Here is a 21,464-nt window from a genome sequence, read left to right on the forward strand (position 1 = left end):
TTTACTCGATAAATTAAAGTGTATACACTTAATTTAAGCATATCAATACCGAGCTGATAAAAGCACCGCACACGCTGTCCGACAACAAGGTGCGATCTACCAAAGGTGAAACCCATGAACCCTTGTACTCGCCCGCATACTTTGCGGGTCAATCAAGAGACCCACATCATCGAGGTGGAACCCGATACGCCGCTGCTTTATGTATTGCGTAACGACCTGGAACTGAATGGCCCCAAATTCGGCTGTGGCCTGGGTGAATGTGGCGCCTGTACGGTGCTGGTCGATGGTGTGGCCGCCCGCTCCTGTGTTGTGCCTGTCAGCCTGGTAGAAAACCGTCAGATCACTACCTTGGAAGGCTTGGCCCGGAACGGCCAGCCTAATGATGTTCAGCAGGCATTTATTGACTGCCAGGCCGCACAATGCGGCTATTGCCTCAATGGCATGGTCATGACTGTGCAGGCCCTTCTGGAACGCAATCCGCAAGCCACCGAAGAGCAGATTCGGGACGAGCTGCGCTATAACCTGTGCCGTTGCGGCACACACGTAGAAATCATGCAAGCCGCTGTACGCGTCGCAAAGGCCCGGCAATGAGTCATTCAGTACAAGACCTTTCCCGAGCGTTGTGGCCGGAACTGCCTGCTGGCACCAGCCTGCTGCATGGCGCTGTTGTACGCCCTCCTTACTGGTCGTACGAGAACGGGCAGTATCTGGGTGCTGAATTACAGACAGTAAACCAGCAGGCCGCCCTGCAAGTGCCTGGTGTCGTGGCCTGTGTGCAGATGGGCAATTTTCTGGGTGTGCTGGCGGTGCAAGCCGAGCAGGCTCAGCAAGGCGCTGCTTTGCTGGATGCACGTTGGGCTACGCCCGTAGCGGCAAACCAGGCTACGCTTCCAGCGAATGAGGAAGTTGCTGCTACGCTTAGCACCCCCGATCAAAGCTATGAATGGCAATCTGCCGCCGAGCATCAGGAAACTGCCTGGGCTCGTGCCTGTTATCACGACAAGCAGCTTTATGTTTGGGCGCATACGCAGCGCCCCGCGGCCCTGCTGATTGAGCTGCAAGCCTTGAGCGGCCTGCCCAGCGAACAGATCCATTTGCAGGATATTGCCGGTAATCAGGCCGATGCTTACGACTGTGCCATGGATGCGGCAGTAATGGCCTTTGGGCGCCCCCAGGCCGTACAAGTTCGTGCCAGCCACAGTGCAGACATCATTCGCCTGAGCGTCTATAAAGGCACCCCAGAGCAAAACGACCTGAATGCCCATTTGCAGGCCACCCGCTGGCAACTGAATACCTTGTCCGGTGCGCGCCCTTCTCTGGCGGCCATTCTTTGCGGTCAGCCAGGTTTGCCCAGCAGCGGCCCGGCCGTAAAAAGTGATTACTTCTCCGCCCCTACACCTAACTATGATGGCGCAGCCGCCAGCAGCGACCCCGACAGCCTGGCCCAGGCCACGATCTTTGCTCAAGAGTCGCAGTTCGATCAAGACTGCCACAGCCTGGGACTGGATCCCTTGGCGGCACGACTGGAACAAGTCAGTAGTCCCCAAGGTCGAGATCTTCTGCAACGGGTTGCCGAACAGTCGGACTGGTCCGAACCCTTGCCCGCCCATCAAGGCCCTTTACGCAAGGGTCGCGGGCTGGCCTACAGCCATATTGTTGAACACGTCCCCGGAAAAACCGCACGCGAGCAGTGGTCCGCCTGGGCTGTAGATGTCAGCGTCGATACCCGCCAAGGCACACTCAGCATAGACAAGCTGACCATTGGTCACGACAGCACCGAGCTGGGCAATCCCGAGCAGGCCACGGAGTCCGCGCCTGCCTTGGCCGACCGACTGAGTCGTTGGGCACAGCAACTGCTAAACAACGGCGTGGGCAAAGGCGGTGAAGGTCATAGCGACAGCCCCGTCGAGGAAACAGCCGACAAGCCAGCCGTTCAGTTGGTCAAACGGGAGTCTGCCGTAGGCCAGCCTTTGGCCTGGAATCAGGGCGTGGAACTGCCCGCCGCTGCCGCCATTGCCAATGCAATTTTCAATGCCAGTGGCATACGTCTGACCAGCGCGCCTTTTAGCGAACAGTCTCTGGCACTGGGCTATCAGTCCGATAAGACAGGCAGCAGCAAAAAACGCAAAGCCTGGTGGGGAGCCTTGGCCGCGGTCGCCACCGGCACAGTCTTGAGTGCCCTGCCCTGGCGACCTGCCATTGCACCGGTCGGCCAGGTGGATACCTCCATCTTTTCAGAGCTGGCCATCGAACGCGGCCGCCTGGTTGCGATTGCGGGCGACTGCATGGTCTGCCACACCGCTGAAGGCGGCACACCCAATGCGGGCGGTCTGGGTTTGGATACGCCGTTTGGCACGATCTATACCACCAACATCACCCCGGACAAAGAAACCGGCATAGGCAGCTGGAGCTACAAAGCCTTTGAACGTGCCATGCGCGAAGGTATTCATCAGGACGGTCGCCACCTTTACCCGGCCTTCCCTTACACGGCCTTTGCCAAGATCAGCGATGAGGACATGCAGTCCCTGTACGCCTACCTGATGACGCAAGAGCCAGTGAAATCCGAAGTGCCTGAAACCAAGCTGCCCTTCCCCATGAATATGCGGCCTTTGGTAGCGGGCTGGAACCTGCTGTTTCACCGTGATCCGAATGCCTACGTGCCGGACCCCACGCAAACTGTGCAGTGGAACCGGGGAGCCTATCTGGTCAATAGCAGCGGCCACTGTGCCGCCTGCCATAGCCCGCGCAATATGCTGGGAGCCGAGAAAGGGGGTGAAGCGAATTTCCTGGCCGGTGGTTTTGCGGACAACTGGGAAGCGCCTGCACTCAATAGCTTGTCCAAAGCCCCCATCCCCTGGACAGAACAGGAGCTGTACCAGTACTTGCGTACCGGCTATTCGCCCCGACATGGTGTGGCAGCAGGGCCAATGGGACCGGTCGTGGCGGGTTTGGCAGAACTGCCTGAATCCGATGTCCGCGCCATGGCGCATTATCTAAGCAGCCTGAACCCGGTCGAGAGCGAACAAGAACAAACGCACGCCGCCCAGGCCGCGCTTTTGGAGCAGAACAGCCGCAGCAATAAGGAAGTGATGTTGATGCCGGGTGAAAACCTGTTCAACGGGGCTTGTGCTGTTTGTCACGACCCGCGCGGTGGGCCGGTGCTATTTGGTGCCCGCCCGTCCCTGGCCTTGAACAGCAATCTGCACAGCGAGCATCCGGACAATACGATTCAGGTATTGATGCACGGCATTACCCGTCCGGCACAGCCTGCTCTGGGCTCCATGCCCGGTTTCAAGAACAGCATGAATGACGAGCAGATGGAAGATTTGCTGAACTATATGCGAGCGCGTTTTGCTCCGGACAAACCGGCCTGGACAGGACTGAAAGACAAGATTGCGACCATCAGGGAACAGAAGGGACACTTGTAGACGGGGGTGTCCGCAGAGAGTGTTTGGACGCGCGGCAAACGAAACAAAGGCGGCTTCAAGTTTTCACTTGGCCGCCTTTGTTTTATGGTTCACATCGCCTTCAGACTTGGCCAAGGCCAAGATCCCAGCCAGGCCCGGACTCAAAACCCATCAACCGGAAAAACCACCAGCCTCCAGGAACTTCTGCTCTTCCGCCGTGGTAGTACGCCCCAGGATCGAATTACGGTGCGGGAAGCGGCCAAAGCGCTCCACCACATCCAGATGCTCTTCGGCGTGATCCAGCCAGGGACGGCCTATCTCCTGATTCAGACGCACGGCCTCTTGCTGATCGGCCAGATTCTCTGCATGGGAATATGGCAGATAGCAAAACACACGGCGCTCCACCGGAATCTGTTTATCCAGACCCTTGACCACCATTTCCTTGGCAATCGCCAAACCCTTCTCATCGGTCGCATACATGCGTGTGGTATTGCGAAAAGAGTTGCGCGGAAACTGATCCAGCAGAATCAGCAAGGCATAGGCCCCTTCTGCCGTCTGTGCCCAATCATCCAGCTCGCCCCTGGCCGCACGCTCGTGCCAGTCCAAAAACCGTTCGCGAAATTCCCGGTCGAAGTCATCGGACTTGCGAAACCATTTCTCTGGCCCTGATTCAACCCAGAAATCAATCACTGCCTGAGGATTGGGACGTGCATCTGCCATGGTGTTCTCCTGGAGCCGGTCTGGCCTCCAATACTGGGAGGCCCGAAGTTAGACGGACAGGTAAGTGCGCCGCACTTGCTCGTTGGCGCTTAATTCCTGCATGGCGCCACTGTACCGTATTTGCCCCTTTTCCAGCACATAAGCCCGATCCGACACCAGCTCGGCAAAGTGCAGATTCTGCTCGGACAGCAAGATACTGACACCCGCCTGCTTCAGCTCCAGAATCATGTGCACCATCTGCTCCACAATCACGGGAGCCACACCCTCGGACGGTTCGTCCAGCAAGACCAGATAGGGATTGCCCATCAAGGTGCGCGCGACGGTCAGCATTTGCTGTTCGCCCCCGCTCATCTGCCCGCCGGGCCTGTCCTGCATCTGACCCAGATTGGGAAACAGGCTGTACAAGCGTTCAGGCTGCCAGTGCGGAGCTGCTGTGCCATCCGGCCAGCGTCGTGCGGGCTGACGGCCCACTTCCAGATTTTCCGTGACGCTTAAATCAGTAAAGATGCGTCGGTCTTCGGGCACAAATCCCAAACCGGCACGAGCAATTTCAAAGGGCTGCTTGTCGTGAATGGCCTGGCCCATGAATTCAATGTGACCCTCGCAGCGCTCCATCAAACCCATAATGGATTTCAAGGTAGTGGACTTGCCAGCGCCGTTACGCCCCATCAAGGCGACAACTTCACCACGTTGCACGGTCAGTGACAGGTCAAACAAGATATGCGCAGCACCGTACCAGGCATTCAAGCCATCCACACTTAGCAAAGGCTGCTTGTCGGCCACGCCTGTGGCAACCCGCTCAGAACCGGCTACTAAATCCTGCGTCATGCGGGCTCCTTGTTCTCGAATGTTTTGCCTGTGCCAAAGTACACCTCCTGCACCTTGGGATGCTGACGGATATAGTCTGCATCCCCTTCTGCCACCAGCCGGCCACGGGCCAGCACCAACATACGGTCCGAGTGCTCGAACACCACGTCCATGCTGTGCTCGGTAAACAGCACACCCATATTGCGTTCGATCACCAGTTTTTTGGTCAGGCGCATCAACTCATTACGCTCTTTGGGGGCCATGCCTGCCGTGGGCTCATCCATCAGCAAAAGACGGGGATCGTTGGCCAATGCAATCGCCAGCTCTACCCGCTTCACGTCCCCGTAAGCCAGCTCGCTACAAGGCCGTTCGGCCTGCGCCTGCATGCCTACTTGATCGAGCAAATCCAGCGCACGAGCCCGCTCGAACTGAGCCGCCCGACGCCAGAAGGAAAACAGTTTTTTCTGATGTGCCAGCAAGGCCATCTGCACATTTTCCACCACCGTCAGAGACGCAAAAGTCGCGGCAATCTGAAAGGTACGCCCCACCCCCAAGGCAGCAATCTTGCGCGGGGCCAATCCCACCAACTCCTGGTCGCCCAAACGCACCGACCCGGCTGTAGGCGTTAATTGCCCGCCCACCATATTGAAGGTGGTGGTTTTGCCAGCCCCATTGGGGCCGATCAGAGCCAGGAACTCTCCGGCCTGCACATCAAACTCGATACCGTCTACGGCCAGATTGCCGCCAAACGCTTTTTTAAGACCTCGTACTTGCAGCAAACTCATGACGATGCCTCCGGTGCTACGCGGCGATGCGCCCAGCGTTTGAAAAAGCCGGCAATACCCTGCGGGAAAGCCAGAACCAGCAGCAGAATCACGCCACCGAACAAGGCGCGCCAATACTGTGTAATGCCCAGGAAGAAATCCTGCAGCAAAGTGAATACGGCTGCACCCACCACAGGCCCAACCAGAGTTTGCAAACCACCCAGCAAGACCATGACCAAGCCATCCACGGACTTGTTCACTGCGATCACTTCAGGCGAGACGCTACCTTTGGAAAAGACAAACAAGGCACCGGCCAGACCAGCAAACGTACCTGCCAGAATAAAGGTCAGCCACTGCACACGCTTGACGGGGATGCCAATGGCCTCGGCCCGCAAGGCCGAGTCCCGACTGGCACGCATGGCGTAGCCAAAGGGCGAGAACAAGATGCGACGCAACAGGAAGGCCGCTGCCACCACCAGCAGCAAGGCAAAGTAATAGTAGCGATCGCCCGACAGCCATTCCGCAGGCCAGATACCGACCACGCCATTGGAGCCACCTGTAAAGCTGTCCCACTGATACACAATCGACCAGATAATCTGTGCGAAAGCCAAAGTCAGCATGGCCAGGTAAACACCGGAGAGACGCACGCAGAACCAGCCAAAGATCAGCGCGCCCAAGCCTGCGACAGCTGGAGCCAGAACCAGGGACCAGCCCATGGACAAAGCCGCCGCTTTGAACAACAGGGCAGCCGCATAAGCGCCTAAGCCAAAGTAAGCAGCATGACCAAAAGAGTTCATGCCCCCTGGCCCCATCATGAAATGCAGGCTCAAGGAGAACAGGGACAAAACCAGAATATCCAAAGCCAGCACGGGTGCGTACGGGAACCAGTCGCTCATCAAGGGCAAGGCCGCCATCACACCCAGAACCACCAGCACCATGATCTGGAACGCCCCACTACCAGCACGAAGAGGCGCTTCGATAGGAGCCGAGTTACGGCTGACAGCTTGAGCACGCCCAAACAAGCCCCAGGGCCGGAACACCAGCACCACGGCCATGAAGATGAACTCCACCACCAGGGTCAACTTCGGAAAGGCAAAGTCCATGCCAAAGAAGGTGACCGTGCCCAGCGCAATACACAGGGCCTTCAATTCAGCGACAATCAGCGCAGCCACGTAAGCACCGGGGATGGAGCCCATGCCGCCGACCACCACAATCACAAAGGCATCCCCAATCACGCTCAAGTCCAGCAGCAGATTGGCGGGCTGACGCGGCAATTGCACGGCACCACCCAAACCGGCCAGAAAAGCGCCCAAGGCAAAGACCCCTGTAAACAACCAGGCCTGATTCACACCCAGCGCACCCAGCATCTGTCTGTCGTGGGTCGCGGCGCGCACCAGCACGCCCCATCGGGTACGAGTCAGCAAGAGCCACAGCAAGCCCAGCACTACCGGACCGATGACGATCAGCACCAGGTCATAGACCGGGAAGAAGCGCCCTGCAATGGAAATAGAACCGCTCAAACCCGGAGCCAGCGGCCCCAGCAGATCTTCCGGCCCCCATACAGCCAAGGCCCCGTCATTAATCACCAGCACCAGGGCAAAAGTGGCCAATAGCTGGAACAGCTCGGGCGCTTTATAAATACGCCGCAGCAGCACGATCTCCAGCAAGGCTCCCAAAGCGCCGACCAGCAAGGCTGCCACAATCAAACCTGCCCAGAACCCCAGTGCCGAGCCACCCATGAATTGCACGGCGGAATACGCCATGTAGATGCCCAGCATATACAGGGAGCCGTGTGCAAAGTTGACGATACGTGTCACCCCGAAGATCAGGGACAAACCCGCCGCCACCAGGAACAAAGACGATGCCTCGGCCAGCCCGTTAAGGAACTGCACCCATAAACCCGATAAGGCCATTACTGCCTCGCGTCAGAAGTGGCGCGCCAGAGGGCGCGCCGATCTACGAAATACTGCGTTCCTGGAATTATTGATTGGCCGCGGCAGGACGCCACTGGCTGACTTGCTCATCCGTAGGCTGTACATCTTTGCCATCGGCATAACGGATATTGGTCATGATGCCCTTGCCGTCTTGTTTGGCCAGCACACCCACATACGCCCCCTGCGTGGATTGCTGATCTTGCGTACGGTAAGTAATGGGGCCAAAAGGCGTGACCACATCCAGACCACGGAAGGCCTTGATCATGGCTTCCGTGTCGGTAGAACCGGCTTTTTCGATACCGGCGGCAATCGACACAATCGTGCTGTAGCCAATAATCGTGCCCAGGCGCGGGTGCTCTTTGTACTTGTCCTGATAGGCTTTCAGGAAGGCATTGTGCTCGGGCGTGTCGATGGCGTACCAGGGGTAGCCTGTCACAATCCAGCCTTCCGGCGTTTCTTCACCCAAGGGATCCAGGTACTCCGGCTCGCCAGTCAACATGCTGACTACCGGCAAGGCAGGGCTGAAGAACTGGCGCTGATTACCGGCACGGACCAAACGAGCCAGGTCGGACGCAAACAGCACGTTAAAGACCGCATCAGGTTTGGCTTCGGACAAGGCCTGCACCACTGCTCCGGCATCGACCTTGCCCAGCGGGGTAGCCTGTTCAGCCACAAATTCAATATCGGGCTGGGCTTCTTTCATCAAGGTCTTGAACGTGGCAACGGCGGACTGACCGTACTCGTAGTTGGGGTACACAATCGCCCAACGCTTCTTGTTCAGCTTGACGGCTTCGGGCACCAGCATGGCCACCTGCATATAGGTGGAGTTGCGCAGGCGGAAGGTGTAGCGGTTGCCATCGGCCCAGACGATCTTGTCGGTCAACGGCTCGCTGGCCAGAAAGAAAACTTTTTTATGCTTGGCGAAGTCGGTAATGGCCAGACCGATATTGGACAAGAAGGTCCCGGTCAGGACATCCACTTTTTCACGCGAGATCAATTCCTCGGCAGCGCGTACCGCATCGCCGGGGTTGGAGTTGTCGTCCTTGATGATCAATTGCAGCTGCTTGCCGTGAATCCCCCCGGCCTGGTTGATCTGCTCAACCGCCAGCTCCATCCCGTTTCGATAAGGCCCTAAAAACGCGGGCTGGGATTTATAGCTGTTCAGCTCACCAATCTTGATCACCCCCTCGGCGGCAGCGGTGGCCCCCAAGGTTTGCAACATCATCGTTCCTGCCAGTGCTACCCCTGCAAATGTCTTGTTCATTGTCTTCTCCGTGGGCTTGTGAGGCGAAACACGACTCAGCAACTTGTCTTGTTTTAGTGATTTAAAGTGTACACATGGTATTTTTGGGAGTAAATCGGCCAAGACCTAGGGATATACCCTTGAACACTTTAAACATAAAACACAACAAGCCACGCAGAAAGCCGTTACAGCAAGGAGACCAAGAAGAAATGAGCAGAAAAAGTAGATAGCCTGAAAAGAAGATAACTACCGATATACAGTGACTACACTTAATAAGCCCAAAGATTAAAACGCAACCACCCCGCCTGGTTCCTGCACGCGCCGAATCATGGTTTTCATAAACTGCTCCATCATATCCGGCAAAGGGGAAGCAAACGGCTAAAAACGCTAGAAAGGCTTATAAGCTACTGCTCTGGAGTCACCGCGCCAAAGTGGCAATCAGCCACTGCGAGTCTCGTGTACTTTCTGCCCCGCAGAGGGTAAATCATATAACTGAGGGGTGCGCGTTGGGTTGAAGTCCTGCCATTGGCCATCACTCCAATTGCCGTTGGCCCATTCAATCGCGTAGCCCCCATTGCGCTGCAACTCACGCAACAGTACCGCTTCCTCGGCCGACCCCAGACGCGCCGCCAACATGACGCCCGAAACACGGTTTAAAGGCTCTTTTTCAGGCTTATGGCCACCCAGCTTCACGATCCCGCCCACCATAGCGCCGATGTAAGCCCCCAAGGCCGCAAAGGCAAGCAACAGCAGCTGGGGCCAGCTTGTCATGCTCAATAACCACCAGCCCAGAGCGACCCCCAAGGCGGCCCCCAGAACGACACCCAGGATGGCACCCAAACCTCCTCCTCGGGCAGCCTTGTCCAAAGTTCTGTCACCTCCAATCGGATACTGCGCATGCTGACCTCCTGGTTTAAGGTAGAAAATCTGCAGATCCTGACTTTCCAAACCCAGCCCCTGCAGGACTCGCGCAGCTTGTTGGGCCTGATCAAACGTATCGAATTCCGCCGCAATAATGCGTTCCATAACAAGGCTCCCCAATAAATGTGTTCAACAAAGAACCAGCAAGTTTCGTTCCCAAACCCCGCTTCTACTGGGGAAATCCTCTAGAAGGTTTCACCTGGAAATATCAATGCCTAAATAATTTTGACGTTATATTCTCAAGAGATAAAAAAACGTAGCCTTCCAGGCTATTCTTTTGGAGACAAGATTTTGACTTTTCCCCGTCGCTTTCCATCTCGACTGACTCTTGGCGTATTGACCACCAGCGTGTTGCTGGCCGCCTGTGCCAGCGCCCCCTTAAGTGAGCGCAGCGTCACCATCAAGCGCGACAGCTACGGCACTCCTCATATCTATGCCGACAGCACTTATGGCCTGTTCTATGGCTATGCCTATGCCGTGGCTACAGACCGTCTATACCAGATGGAAATTGCCAAGCGCTCTGGCTGGGGAACCGTGGCAGAAGTTCTGGGACCGGACTTCCTGGAGCTGGATAAAGTCACTCACAACAATATCGACCCGGACTCTATCCGCAAGCAATTGGCCGCTCTGTCCAAAGAGGACCGCGCCATGTTCGAGGGCTATGCCGCTGGTTTCACCCAACGCGTTCGTGAGGTGAAAGCCCAGCGCGACACCTTGATGCCCAAGGAATTTCTGGACAAAGGGTTTGAGCCTTCTGAGTGGCAGCCTGAAGATATTGCCATGGTCTGGGTGGGCCTGATTCTGAACCGCTTCTTTGCTGGCACGGCCGAAGTGGCCAACCTGAGTCTGCTGGAAACCCTGAAAGCAGACCAGGGCGCGGAACGTGGCGAACAGCTTTACAAACAACTACGCTGGCTGAACGACCCGACTGCCCCCACCATTATTCCGCAGCCTGACGCCAAGGCAGCGCTGGCCGATTTGCCTACGCATTTACAGGCTCTGTCCGCACAAGCGGCGCAGGACTACCTGCACAAGCAAGCCGTCGCCTTGGGCCCCACCGTGGCCGCGGGCACACCTACGGCCAGCAATGCCTGGTTGCTGGGCCCCGAAAAGACAAGCCACGGTCATGCCGTGCTGTACAACGGCCCGCAACAAGGCTGGTACACCCCGTCCATTACCTATAGCGTCGGCCTGCATGGTGCGGGCTACGACCTGACCGGCAGCACTGCGGTGGCCCTGCCCGCCATCCTCTTCGGCACCAACGGCAAGATTGCCTGGGGCTCCACAGTGGGTTCGCTGGACACCAATGACGTCTACCAATTGCGCTTGAAAGACAGTGACCCGCATAGCTACTGGTACAACAATGCCTGGCACCCCATGGAGCACAAGCAGATACGCATCAAGGTGCGTGGTCAGGACGATGTGACGCTGGACGTTTACCGCGCAGCTCAAGGTTATGTCAGCAGTTGGGACAAAAAGAACAACACCGCCTACGCCAACCGTCGCACCTGGGAAGGCCGGGAAATTGAAACCTTGCTGGGCTGGGCCCATGCGGCCAAGGCCAAGAACTGGGATCAATTCATGGCCCAGGCCTCACGCGTCAGCGCTTCCATTACCTGGTTCTACGCCGACACCCAGAACAATATCGGTGCGGCAGCCCTGGGCCTCCTGCCCAAGCGCCCGGCCAATCAGGCGATCCAGTTCCCGGCAGCGGGCGACGGCAGTATGGAATGGCAAGGCTTCCTGAGTTTTGATCACAACCCCAAAGTGCTGAACCCGCAGCAAGGCTATATCGCCAGCTGGAATAACAAGGCTTACGGTGCCTTGCTGGCAGACAACTCCAACTTCTCCTATGTGGACCGTGTGCAGGAACTGCTGGCACCGCTACAGGCCAAACAGCGCCTGAGTGACGAAGAAATCTGGGGCATTGATTCCCTGGGTGCCCGCTCTGATCTGAATGCGCGCTACTTCGCCCCCATCATTCAGGAAGCTGCCAAGCTGCCACGTGCCAGCGCCCTGGCCCGTCAGGCTGCCGAACAACTGAAAGGCTGGGACTACAAGCTGCAAGTGGCCAGCAATGGCAAACAGTACGAAGGCAGCGCCCCAGCCGTAATGCAGGCCTGGATGCAAGCTGCAGTGCCCGTATTCCTGAAAGGTCGTTTGCCTGACAGCGTCTACAACACCTATACCCAAAGCCTGTACCCGGCCATGGATGATCCGCGCAGTGCCCAGCCCGCTGCGGCCGCCAAGCTGATCTGGAATGCCATTCAGGGCCCGGCTGCCGGTGTGCCACAAACAATTGATTTCCTGCAAGGTCGCCGGGCTCAGGAACTGGTGCTGGACGCACTGGAGCAAGCTGCTGCCTCGCTACAGAAATCACAGGGCGCACAAGCCCAGCAATGGCGCGCCCCTGCCGTATCCATGCTGTTCGCCGCACGCAATGCGATTGGGGTGCCTTGGTCTGACCCTGCGCACGAGCGCCGCATCATGCCTTATCTGAACACCGGCAGCGCCCGGTTCCAGTATGTGCTGGACCCCGCTGGCGTGCGCATGTGCTCGGTTATGGCTCCCGGTCAAAGCGGTTTCATCAATCCTGAAGGCGAAGCCAGCGCCCATCACTCGGATCAGTTGGAGATGTTTGCTGCCTTCAAGTGCAAGAGCGATGCCATCAGCACTCAGGACATCGACAAGGCCAGCCAAAATAGCCAAACCCTGCGCTACTAAGCCATAAATAGAAAACGGGGCCTGGAGCGGCATACGCTCCAGGCCCCGTTTCCTTGTGCTTCACCCGGCAGGCTTAATCCCTCGCCACCACCTGGTTACGACCAGCACGCTTGGCTTGATACAAGCGCTGGTCAGCCTGCATCAGGACATCCTCAATCACCTGACCGGGCTGGCACACCGCCAAACCCATACTGGCCGTAATCTGAAAAGCCTCGCGGTCGTGGTTATAAAAGGTTTGTGCCTGTACCTGGCTCAAAAGCAGATCGGCAAAACTCAAGGCCTGCGCATCACTACGCCCGGCCAGAATCAGTACAAACTCCTCGCCACCGTAACGGGCCGCCAGATCATCCGGCCCCAGCTGCGCCTTGAATAAAGAGGCTGTACGCGTCAGCACGTCATCCCCTACCGAGTGACCGTGGGTATCGTTGATCTGCTTGAAATGATCCAGATCCACCATCAGCACATGCAGCCTTTCATGCACTGGCCCCTGTCCCAGCTGACGGCTAATCGCGCCCCGGTTCAACAAGCCGGTCAAGGTATCGTGTGTGGCTTGCCGATATAAACGCAGCAAAAGCCCCAGGTGAAAATAATTGGCTGTTAAAGCGACGACCAGCAAGGCTGTCAAAAGCCAAAGATCCTGTAAACCTTTCATGCTTAGCCAGGTTCCGGAACTGACACTGGCCAAAACCTGCAAAGCAATTAACGCGCCCCCCACCAAGGCTGATTCCAGCAAAGTAAAAGGAAAAATGCTTAAGGTGGCCACCAAAAGAAAAGGAATAAAGCCATACCCCAGCACAACGTACTGGCCGGCCCCGGACAGGGTCAGCAGCATATAGGCGTAAAAAGAGGCCGGCAAAATAAAGACCAGGCCGCTTAAAACATAAATGCGGGTAATGCGCTGGTGGCCATTGAAAGCCAGCCATACACACAAGATCAGTCCCCCCAGGCTTAAAACCCGTATCGCCATCAAATGCGCGGGCCAGCTGGGCAAGACCAGCCAGTCCATCAAAGTCCAAAGGGGGGTCAGCAAAGCAAATAACAAGCCGACCAGAATGACACGGCTGCGCAAATACTCCATTCGGGCATGAATGAAGTCACGAGAATGATATTTCCCGCTCAGTGTGTCGCGCACCGAGCTAATACTGATCGCTTGCAAGTTTTTCCAGCCTTCCAGAATTGTTCCCATCAATCAATTCGCTAAGAAGAAACAAAGTAACATAACGGCAATTTTTAGTTACATGAGTTTGAAAAACAAGCTGTCAGTTCTTTCAGGGTCAGCCCGCGCTGACCCCGACTTACAATCACACCACTTGAGGTTGCTTACTCATCCAGCTAATTACCTCTTCCAACATCGGTTCGCCCGAATCCTGCGGGCGCCACAACAGACCCAGTTGACCATGCAAGCGCGGGTCGCTCCAGTCCAGGTTCAAGATACACAGCTCCGGGTAGACCGGCACCATGCTGCGTGTCATGGGCACTAAAAAGTCGCTATTGACCGCCACACGGGCATTGGTATGTGCGTAGGCGGACTCAATGGCGCAGGTGGGATACGGCAAGCCCTTGGCATCCAGGCCCAGTTCAAAACTGCGCCGCATCGGGCTGTTTCGTGGTGGCAAGATCCAGGGATACTCCAACGTCTGCTCCCAGGTCACTTCATCTTGCTGTGCCAGAGGATGCTTGCGGCAAGCCGCTACCCCCAAAGGCACCATACCCAAAGGCAAATACGCCATCGCCGGGTTACGGCCTGCTTCATCTACACGGCCAATGACCAGATCCAGTTCGCCCTGTTCCAGATTACGGCTCAAAATATCCAGCGTGCCTTCCTGAATACGGATATGGCATTGTGGATCGCGCTCGTGCAAATACACCAGCAACTGCGGCAAATAAACCGCAGCCACCATAGGCGAGATACCCAAGGTAAATTGCTGGCGAAAACCCTGCCTGTATTGCTCCAGAGTCGCATTCATGCGGTCAAGGCGATTCAACACCCCCTGGGCCTGGGAAACCAGTGCCAGGGCAGCTGGCAAAGGCTCAATGCCGCGAGCATGACGCTCGAACAAGGGCATGCCTATATTGTCTTCAAAATCCTTGAGCCATTTTGACAAGGCAGGCTGAGTCATATTGGACTGCCGGGCCACATCGCTCATGCTTTTTTCTTCGCACAAACGAATTAAAACCTGCAGATGCTTCAAGCGAATGCGTTCACTCCAGCTCATGACTGACCTATATGAAAGAGGTATATATACCTGCAAGTTATTCAATTTAACATTATGGCTACCGCTTCCATAATGGGGATACCCAAAGCTACAAAATAGGCACGTCATGTCTCAGTCAGTACCCAATTTTTTATTGATCATTGCGGATCAACTCCGCGCAGACCATTTGGCTTGTTACGGCAATAAAGAAGTTAAAACGCCCAATCTGGATGCTTTAGCCGCTCGTGGTTGGAGTGCTGACCGATTTTACGTCGCCACCCCAATCTGTATGCCCAACCGTGCGTCCCTGATGACAGGTCGCATGCCCTCGGTGCACGGCGCCCGTCACAATGGTGTGCCCCTGCCACTGGATTCCAGCACCTTTGTCGATGTACTGCGCCAGGCAGGCTGGAGCACAGCCTTGGTCGGCAAGGCGCACCTGCAAAATATAACGGATACGCCCCCGCTCTACCCACGGCCGGATGATCCTCCAACCAAGGGAGAAGCTCGCCCTCCTCTGCCTACCAACGATTACGGCCAGGAATGTGGCCAATGGTGGCGTGATCGCGCCGATCACGGTGTTCAGCTGCCTTTTTACGGCTACGAGCACGTGGACCTGGCCATTGATCACGGCGATCAGGTCTGGGGCGACTATGGCCGCTGGCTGCAGAATGAACATCCTGAAATCGCCGCCCTGTCCGGCCCTGAAAACGCCATCCCGACTCCGGACTACGAGTTAAGCCGCATTGGCCAAGCCTGGCGTACCCGTGTGCCAGAAGAGTACAGCACCACGGCCTGGATTGGTGAACGGACCCGCGCTGTGCTGGACAAATATGCCCAGGAACAACAGCCCTTCTTTATTCAGTGCTCCTTCCCGGACCCGCATCACCCCTTCACTCCGCACGGTCAGTACTGGGATATGTACAAGCCTGAAGAGGTCAGCCTGCCCGACTCCTTCCACCTGGGCCCGCATCCCCTGCCTGCCCATCTGCAATTGCTGCATCAGCTGCGTGATGAAGGCAAAGCCATCAAGCACACTCCTACGCTGTTTGCCTGCTCCGAGCGCGAGGCCCGCGAGGCGATTGCGCTGAACTACGGTTCCATCACGCATATTGATGCCGAGATCGGCCGCATTCTGGACCATCTGGAGCGCACTGGCCAGGCGGAAAACACCATCGTCATTTTCATGAGTGATCATGGCGACTTCATGGGCGACCATCAATTGATGCTGAAGGGCCCTGTGCATTACCAAAGCATTATTCGCAGCCCCTTTATCTGGTTTGACCCCAAGGATGCGAAAACTCAAGGCACAAGTGAGGCGGTCTGCTCTACCATTGACGTCGCGCCTACGGTGCTGGAGCGTGCCGGCCAGTTGCCCTACAACGGCATCCAGGGTCGCTCCTTGCTGAAAGTGATGCACAAGGAGCCTGTGGAATGGCGCAAAGGCGTACTGATCGAGGAAGAGAACCAGCGCAAGCTGTTCAATACGCCTATTCGCACCAAGCTGCGTTCGCTGGTCACGCAGCAGCACCGTCTGAGCCTGTATGAAGGCGGTCAAATTGGCGAGCTGTACGATCTGCAAGCCGATCCGCTGGAACAACATAATTTGTGGAATGAACCTGACGCGCAAGCGTTAAAAACAACGCTTTTGTGTCAATTGATCGATACCATGATGGCTCACAGCGAAACCAGTCCCTTGCCTTTGGCGATAGCGTGAGCTGAACACTGTTAATTACCCCTATCTGGAGACATCTATGCCCACCTTTTCCTTGCTGCGCAAAGTAAGCATTTGTGCGCTGCTCTTACCTTTGGCTACGCCAGTCCAGAGTGCCGAGGTGGCCACCATTGTGGTCAGTTCCGTGGCAGGTGGTCCGCTGGATGTCCTGGGTCGCATGTTGGCCCGCGAAGCCACTGAAACCACCGGCCAGACGATTGTGGTGGAGAACCGGGCGGGTGCAGCCGGTACGATTGCTGCAGAGGCGGTGGGCCGGGCCAAGCCGGATGGCAATACTTTGTTGCTGACACTGGATACGGTTGCCACAGCCAATCCGCATATTTACGTCAACAGCAAGTTCAAGATCGGGGAGTCCCTGGATCTGGTGTCTTTGCTGGGTACTTTTGACCAGGTTCTGGTGGTTCCCAGCAAGACCGGCATCACAACGCCTGCCGAGTTTCTGGAGCGTGCCCGCGCCAAGCCCATGAATTACGGCTCGGCCGGTATGGGTTCGCCTGGGCATTTGATGATGTCGGCACTGACGCAAGATAGCGGTATCAAGCTGGATCACATTCCGTATCGCAGCAATAGCGCTGTGGTCAATGATATGTATGGCGAGCGTCTGGACAGCGGCTTTCTGACGATTGCCGGTGTTTTGGGTCCGATCAAGGAAGGTTTGCTGACTCCCTTGGCGACTTCTGGCGGCAAGCGCAATCCGTTACTGCCTGAGGTTCCTACTTTGGCCGAAGCAAAGCTGCCTGGATTGGAAAACTTTAACGAGAGCTTCTCGTATCTGGTTTTCACCACCAAGGGTTCGCCTCCAGAGAAGATCAAGGCATGGAACGATTTGCTCAGCGATATCGTGAAGCGTCCGTCCACCGCCGAGACTTTGCGGATGCTGGATATTCAAGCCTACGACTCGTCCAAGGTTTCTCCAGCCCAATGGGTGCAGCAGCGTAACGCTCGCTGGGAGCAGATTGTGCGGGATAACAATATTCGTTCTGATCAGTAATTGGTGAAGTTAGGGCCCCTGGTTTCAGGGGCTTTTTTTTGGGGGCCGCATAGGTGCGTAGGGATTACTGAGAGCGTGCTTTCTTCGTGGACTTGCTATAGGGATGCTCAATGCTTGATGGAGATGCAGCTCGTTAAAAGAAGGGAGCAGGAGCAAGGAGCCGGTTGGTGCAGGTGTAGGGGTGTTCGGGCTGAGCACTTGCCGGTGCTACGCACCGGTGCCCTTGTCAATTCTGGAATCCGGGCGCCCTGTGAACTCGCGGGGTACTTGGTCCCCCGGACCAAGTACAAGCGCCCCGCTCAAACAGCACAGGGCTTGCATCCCGGATTCCAGAACTGACCGCGGCAAGTACTCTGAATCGCCCGAACACCCCTACACCTGCACCAACCGGCAGACTCACATTACTCTGTTCCCTTCTTTTCAAGAGTCCAACTGAATGGCTCAATGCGATATGAGGTTTGCTGCTTTTACGCCCTGTTTATAGTGCGAAAGCAATAGCGCCAGAAGAGCCCCAACAACAACAACAACAACAACAACAACAACAACAACAACAACAACAACACCTACTACTACTACTACTACTACTACTACTACTACTACTACTACTACTACTACTACGACGACGACGACGACGACGACTACGACGACTACGACGACGCGAGAGTCGTGCCTTAAAACAGGACTCGAGCCATCAAGCAAGCCTCTCTAGCCCTCTCCCCATGCCAGTGCTGTTTGGGCTTAAAACAGTGTTGCTTGTTTTCTTGTGGGGCCCGGGTACGGCTTGGCGGGCGAGTCAGGGCTCTTGCCGCGGGCAGAGTGCTGGGGCGGGATGCAAGGGTCGTGCTGTTTGAGGAGCACGCTTGCGGTTTGTCCGGGGGACAAACCGCGCTCCGAGTTCACGACCCGCCCGCCCCAGCACTCTGACAAGGGAACCCACGCGCAGCGTGGGCAAGAGACCCGCCAAGACAAGCCGTACCCGGGCCCCACAAGAAAACTATCCGCCGCCCTCACGCAAAGCCCAAACAGCACGTCCTGAAGAAAGCCTCCTCCTGTCAAAACCAGCCCCCCCTCCCACTTCAAATAAACCCTCGCATACAGGGCTCGACAAAACACTCAATCCCAATCAAGCCAACCCTGTACTCAAGCGACATATCAATCCAGACTAATCCCAGCCTTAGTCACGATATCGTGCCAATAATTCGCCTCCGCCGGCAGTCCCTTCCGAAACTCCTCGGCAGAAACCTTGGACAGCAAATACCCTTGATCCAGCAGCTTGCTGCGAATAGCCGGATCAGCCAGAACCTTCTCCAAAGCCCCTTCAATCTTGCCGACGATCTCCGTATCCGTCCCGGCGGGAACAGCCAACGCCCACCAATTGCTGATCACCACGTCCTTGTAGCCCAGCTCCTCCATCGTGGGCACATCAGGCAAAGCTGGGAAGCGCTCTGGCAAGGCCACCGCCAAGGCCTTCAAACGACCTTCTGGCAGAAAAGCCGCCCCCAAACCATAGCTGCTGACAAACATCTGCACTTCATTGCTCAACAAAGCCTGAATCCCCGGCGCCGAGCCTCGGTAATGAATACCCAGCATGTCGCCCTCCAGAGCCTCGGACAGCTTCCAGGCCGACAGCTCCGGCGTTGTGCCTGCTCCTGGCGTCCCGTAATTCACCTGCCCTTTGCGCTGCTGAACATAATCCCGGAATTCAGCCATATTCTTGACCGGCAAATCTCCATTCACATAAACAAAAGCCGCCGCATCCGCCACCTTGTTAATCACATACAAATCCTTGAGCGGGTCATAACCCATGTTCTTGTACAAGAACTGATTGATCACAAAATTATTGGTGGCTGAAAACAGCAAGGTGTAGCCGTCCGGTTTGGAGCGCGCCACCATCTGCGTGCCGATATTGCCGCCCGCGCCGGTCTTGTAATCCGTAATTACCGTCTGCCCCAGCTCCTTCGACAGTTCGGGCTGCAAGATACGGAAAATAATGTCACCCGCCGCTCCTGGAGGGTAAGGAATCACCACTCGCACAGGGTGATCGGGATAATCCGCCCAGGCTGGCCCCGCCGCAGCCAAACCAAGCGTAGCCACCAGACCCACCACCGTCTTTTTCATTGCTTGCATCTTGTCTCCTCCGCGCGCCTTTTACAGGTCTATACGCATCAAATCCGTTGCCAAGCGCAAATCGCCTTTGTAGCTTTTGCGAATATCCCGAGCCACTTCATCCAGACGCTCCGGCCCCATCAAATCAACCGGCAGATGATTGCCCGCCGCACGTTTAATCACCGGACTGGTGGAATCGTAATGTCCAAAATGCGTGGCCACTAAACTCCTCACATTGGCTTTACGAGCGATCTCGCCCAACTGCAAAGGACTGGTATGGGCAAACGTCCCTACCCCTGACTGCGCGCGATGCTTCAGGAAAGACTCCGGAAAAGTGCACTCGTGTATCAGCAGATCCGCATCCTGCGCCAGACGTATCATGGACTCACACGGAGCCGTGTCACCACTGAACGCCACAACCTTGCCCTCAGCCTCCATACGAATACCAAAGCAGTCCGTAATTTCGCTAGGAATGTGGTCCACCACATCAATGTAGATTTTGACGTCCTCGTCCTCGTACATCAGACCAGGCTCCACCTCGAAGACCTCGGGGCGTACCGCTTCAATATTTTTCTGACGAGCGGGATAAGCCGCACGAGCCTGAATATCCACCCGGAACGCGCCATTCTCGAAGGAATGATCCACAAAATCCTGCGTGCCTTTGGGGCCAAAAACCTTCAGCTTGCCCTCACGGTTAAAAACCCAGCTGGACAGTACAAAAAACGGCAGACCGCAAACGTGGTCATAGTGCAGATGGCTTAAAAACACCCAAGGCACATCGGCCGGATTGATATTGGCCTTCACCATCTGACGCGTGGCCCCCTCACCGCAATCAAACAGGTAATTCTTGCCGTTCTCCAGCGTCACCAAAATGGACGACTGGGCACGATCGGGATCTGGCAGCGCAGCGCCGGTGCCAAGCATGGTTATCTTCACGTAAAACTCCTCCAAACAGATAAAAACATTCAGCACCAGAACAGTGCCTTCCCTATAAAGTCATAAAGTTCTATTTTTAGGACTTTATGAAAAAAGTGTACACCTCGCTATCCAGCGGCATAACTTGGTGTTTTTACCTAGGAATGTCGTAAAGCCGCAGCGCGCCTGGGATGGCAGGCTTAAAGGCCGGGTGTCAGCTCGGTCTGAATGCTGAGATATTTAGCGGGATAAAAGACCTGCGCCGCATAAACCAGTTGATTTGCGCGGTTCACAATCAGACGAATTACCCGCACCACAGGCATGCCTATGTCCATATTCAAATGGCGTGCTAAATCCGCATCGGCAACCCGCACGGTCAGTGTCTGACGAATAGTATGAATCTGCTCGCGAGCCAGACGATTCAGCACCAGCAGCACTGGTTCCTGACTTAACTCCGGTTGCAAGGTCTGGGCCAGACTATTCAACACGTATACCGTATTCAGGCTGTAAGCCACGCCATCAGCGTAATTCACACGGCTGGTCCACCAATACTCATCGGGCAAGGACTGCCCGGTAATTTCAATGGGCAAGGCTCCCAGACCATTGCCCAGCTCCACCATGACCGAATCCAGACGCGTCAGATGTTCGATCAAGGCATCCCAATTGGTGGGCAACATCAGCCAATGATCCTGCGCAACGTCACCAATGACAAAAGTGCCCTTGCCGCGCGTGCGCTCGATCAGACCTTCATGTTCCAGCTCATCCAGCGCCGCCCGCACCGTAGCGCGTGAAACGCCGTATTCCTGCATCAGCTCTTCCAGCGTGGGGATACGCGTGCCCACCGGCCATTCGCCACGCTCCAGGCGCGCTCGCAAGGTATATTTCACCTTGAGCGACAAAGGCAATTTGGACTGTTTGCGCAGTGAAGAACGTGTGGGATCCACCATACGAAGAGGCAACCAAGCACAGGAAAGTGACAAGTCCACATCATAGCCTGCGATG

At 56.2% G+C, this 21,464-nt stretch carries 17 protein-coding genes; 5 read left to right on the top strand and 12 right to left on the bottom strand.

The window, feature by feature from the left end; genetic code table 11:
* The first annotated feature begins 114 nt into the window (after window positions 1-114).
* Together U2949_RS15755 and U2949_RS15760 are read left to right on the top strand one after the other, a co-directional pair.
* Window positions 115-591, top strand: a complete 477-nt coding sequence (locus U2949_RS15755) for a (2Fe-2S)-binding protein (RefSeq protein ID WP_035273699.1) — start codon at window positions 115-117, stop codon at window positions 589-591.
* Window positions 588-3,428 carry a c-type cytochrome gene (locus U2949_RS15760; RefSeq protein WP_321288714.1) on the top strand — a complete coding sequence of 947 codons (2,841 nt, stop codon included), beginning with the start codon at window positions 588-590 and terminating at the stop codon, window positions 3,426-3,428. The genes U2949_RS15755 and U2949_RS15760 overlap by 4 nt, the downstream gene beginning before the upstream one ends.
* A 150-nt stretch (window positions 3,429-3,578) precedes the next feature.
* Here U2949_RS15760 and U2949_RS15765 read toward each other — a convergent pair whose 3' ends face one another.
* The 6 genes from U2949_RS15765 to U2949_RS15790 form a co-directional block, all read right to left on the bottom strand.
* The gene (locus U2949_RS15765; RefSeq protein WP_321288716.1) at window positions 3,579-4,127 is read right to left on the bottom strand and encodes a DUF924 family protein; all 549 of its coding nucleotides are present in this window, start codon (window positions 4,125-4,127) and stop codon (window positions 3,579-3,581) included.
* Window positions 4,128-4,175: 48 nt separating this feature from the next.
* Window positions 4,176-4,955, bottom strand: a complete 780-nt coding sequence (locus tag U2949_RS15770; protein WP_257724284.1) for an ABC transporter ATP-binding protein — start codon at window positions 4,953-4,955, stop codon at window positions 4,176-4,178.
* Entirely contained in the window at window positions 4,952-5,719 is a 768-nt protein-coding gene (locus U2949_RS15775) for an ABC transporter ATP-binding protein (RefSeq protein ID WP_257724283.1), read from the bottom strand. The genes U2949_RS15770 and U2949_RS15775 overlap by 4 nt, the downstream gene beginning before the upstream one ends.
* Entirely contained in the window at window positions 5,716-7,611 is a 1,896-nt protein-coding gene (locus U2949_RS15780) for an ABC transporter permease (RefSeq protein WP_257724282.1), read from the bottom strand. Before U2949_RS15780 ends, U2949_RS15775 begins: the two co-directional genes overlap by 4 nt.
* A gap of 67 nt (window positions 7,612-7,678) precedes the next feature.
* Entirely contained in the window at window positions 7,679-8,896 is a 1,218-nt protein-coding gene (locus U2949_RS15785; RefSeq protein WP_035273686.1) for an ABC transporter substrate-binding protein, read from the bottom strand.
* 417 nt (window positions 8,897-9,313) lie between these two features.
* Window positions 9,314-9,901 carry a hypothetical protein gene (locus tag U2949_RS15790; RefSeq protein WP_321288719.1) on the bottom strand — a complete coding sequence of 196 codons (588 nt, stop codon included), beginning with the start codon at window positions 9,899-9,901 and terminating at the stop codon, window positions 9,314-9,316.
* Between the two features lie 186 nt (window positions 9,902-10,087).
* Here U2949_RS15790 and U2949_RS15795 point away from each other — a divergent pair, with 186 nt between their 5' ends.
* On the top strand, window positions 10,088-12,520 hold the full coding sequence (locus tag U2949_RS15795; protein ID WP_321288720.1) for a penicillin acylase family protein: 2,433 nt from the start codon (window positions 10,088-10,090) through the stop codon (window positions 12,518-12,520).
* A 73-nt stretch (window positions 12,521-12,593) separates the two neighbouring features.
* Here U2949_RS15795 and U2949_RS15800 read toward each other — a convergent pair whose 3' ends face one another.
* Together U2949_RS15800 and U2949_RS15805 are read right to left on the bottom strand one after the other, a co-directional pair.
* Window positions 12,594-13,706, bottom strand: coding sequence for a GGDEF domain-containing protein (locus tag U2949_RS15800; protein WP_009464009.1), 1,113 nt, complete (start codon window positions 13,704-13,706; stop codon window positions 12,594-12,596).
* Between the two features lie 115 nt (window positions 13,707-13,821).
* Entirely contained in the window at window positions 13,822-14,736 is a 915-nt protein-coding gene (locus U2949_RS15805) for a LysR family transcriptional regulator (RefSeq protein ID WP_009464011.1), read from the bottom strand.
* Window positions 14,737-14,842: 106 nt separating this feature from the next.
* Here U2949_RS15805 and U2949_RS15810 point away from each other — a divergent pair, with 106 nt between their 5' ends.
* Together U2949_RS15810 and U2949_RS15815 are read left to right on the top strand one after the other, a co-directional pair.
* On the top strand, window positions 14,843-16,432 hold the full coding sequence (locus tag U2949_RS15810) for a sulfatase family protein (RefSeq protein ID WP_257724279.1): 1,590 nt from the start codon (window positions 14,843-14,845) through the stop codon (window positions 16,430-16,432).
* A 37-nt stretch (window positions 16,433-16,469) separates the two neighbouring features.
* Window positions 16,470-17,441 (top strand): Bug family tripartite tricarboxylate transporter substrate binding protein, encoded by a 972-nt coding sequence (locus U2949_RS15815; RefSeq protein ID WP_257724278.1) that lies wholly within the window; start codon window positions 16,470-16,472, stop codon window positions 17,439-17,441.
* Between the two features lie 441 nt (window positions 17,442-17,882).
* Here the strand turns inward: U2949_RS15815 and U2949_RS15820 are convergent, their stop codons facing one another.
* From U2949_RS15820 to U2949_RS15835, 4 genes are all read right to left on the bottom strand, one after another.
* Window positions 17,883-18,140 (bottom strand): hypothetical protein, encoded by a 258-nt coding sequence (locus U2949_RS15820; protein ID WP_321288725.1) that lies wholly within the window; start codon window positions 18,138-18,140, stop codon window positions 17,883-17,885.
* A gap of 453 nt (window positions 18,141-18,593) precedes the next feature.
* The gene (locus tag U2949_RS15825) at window positions 18,594-19,568 is read right to left on the bottom strand and encodes a Bug family tripartite tricarboxylate transporter substrate binding protein (protein ID WP_321288727.1); all 975 of its coding nucleotides are present in this window, start codon (window positions 19,566-19,568) and stop codon (window positions 18,594-18,596) included.
* Window positions 19,569-19,589: 21 nt separating this feature from the next.
* Entirely contained in the window at window positions 19,590-20,483 is an 894-nt protein-coding gene (locus U2949_RS15830; RefSeq protein WP_321288729.1) for an MBL fold metallo-hydrolase, read from the bottom strand.
* 179 nt (window positions 20,484-20,662) lie between these two features.
* Window positions 20,663-21,409: a GntR family transcriptional regulator gene (locus U2949_RS15835; protein ID WP_257724274.1), complete on the bottom strand. Its 747-nt coding sequence runs from the start codon at window positions 21,407-21,409 to the stop codon at window positions 20,663-20,665.
* Window positions 21,410-21,464: the final 55 nt, after the last annotated feature.

It is taken from the genome of Alcaligenes phenolicus (assembly GCF_032063905.1).
GTDB lineage: Bacteria > Pseudomonadota > Gammaproteobacteria > Burkholderiales > Burkholderiaceae_B > Alcaligenes > Alcaligenes phenolicus.

Bases quoted from the DNA above. Each gene is read 5' to 3' on its own strand.
- U2949_RS15785 (WP_035273686.1), bottom strand. From the start codon at position 8,896: ATGAACAAGACATTTGCAGGGGTAGCACTGGCAGGAACGATGATGTTG.
- U2949_RS15780 (WP_257724282.1), bottom strand. From the start codon at position 7,611: ATGGCCTTATCGGGTTTATGGGTGCAGTTCCTTAACGGGCTGGCCGAG.
- U2949_RS15770 (WP_257724284.1), bottom strand. From the start codon at position 4,955: ATGACGCAGGATTTAGTAGCCGGTTCTGAGCGGGTTGCCACAGGCGTG.
- U2949_RS15760 (WP_321288714.1), top strand. From the start codon at position 588: ATGAGTCATTCAGTACAAGACCTTTCCCGAGCGTTGTGGCCGGAACTG.
- U2949_RS15790 (WP_321288719.1), bottom strand. From the start codon at position 9,901: ATGGAACGCATTATTGCGGCGGAATTCGATACGTTTGATCAGGCCCAA.
- U2949_RS15805 (WP_009464011.1), bottom strand. From the start codon at position 14,736: ATGAGCTGGAGTGAACGCATTCGCTTGAAGCATCTGCAGGTTTTAATT.
- U2949_RS15825 (WP_321288727.1), bottom strand. From the start codon at position 19,568: ATGCAAGCAATGAAAAAGACGGTGGTGGGTCTGGTGGCTACGCTTGGT.
- U2949_RS15810 (WP_257724279.1), top strand. From the start codon at position 14,843: ATGTCTCAGTCAGTACCCAATTTTTTATTGATCATTGCGGATCAACTC.
- U2949_RS15755 (WP_035273699.1), top strand. From the start codon at position 115: ATGAACCCTTGTACTCGCCCGCATACTTTGCGGGTCAATCAAGAGACC.
- U2949_RS15835 (WP_257724274.1), bottom strand. From the start codon at position 21,409: ATGGTGGATCCCACACGTTCTTCACTGCGCAAACAGTCCAAATTGCCT.
- U2949_RS15815 (WP_257724278.1), top strand. From the start codon at position 16,470: ATGCCCACCTTTTCCTTGCTGCGCAAAGTAAGCATTTGTGCGCTGCTC.
- U2949_RS15765 (WP_321288716.1), bottom strand. From the start codon at position 4,127: ATGGCAGATGCACGTCCCAATCCTCAGGCAGTGATTGATTTCTGGGTT.
- U2949_RS15800 (WP_009464009.1), bottom strand. From the start codon at position 13,706: ATGGGAACAATTCTGGAAGGCTGGAAAAACTTGCAAGCGATCAGTATT.
- U2949_RS15775 (WP_257724283.1), bottom strand. From the start codon at position 5,719: ATGAGTTTGCTGCAAGTACGAGGTCTTAAAAAAGCGTTTGGCGGCAAT.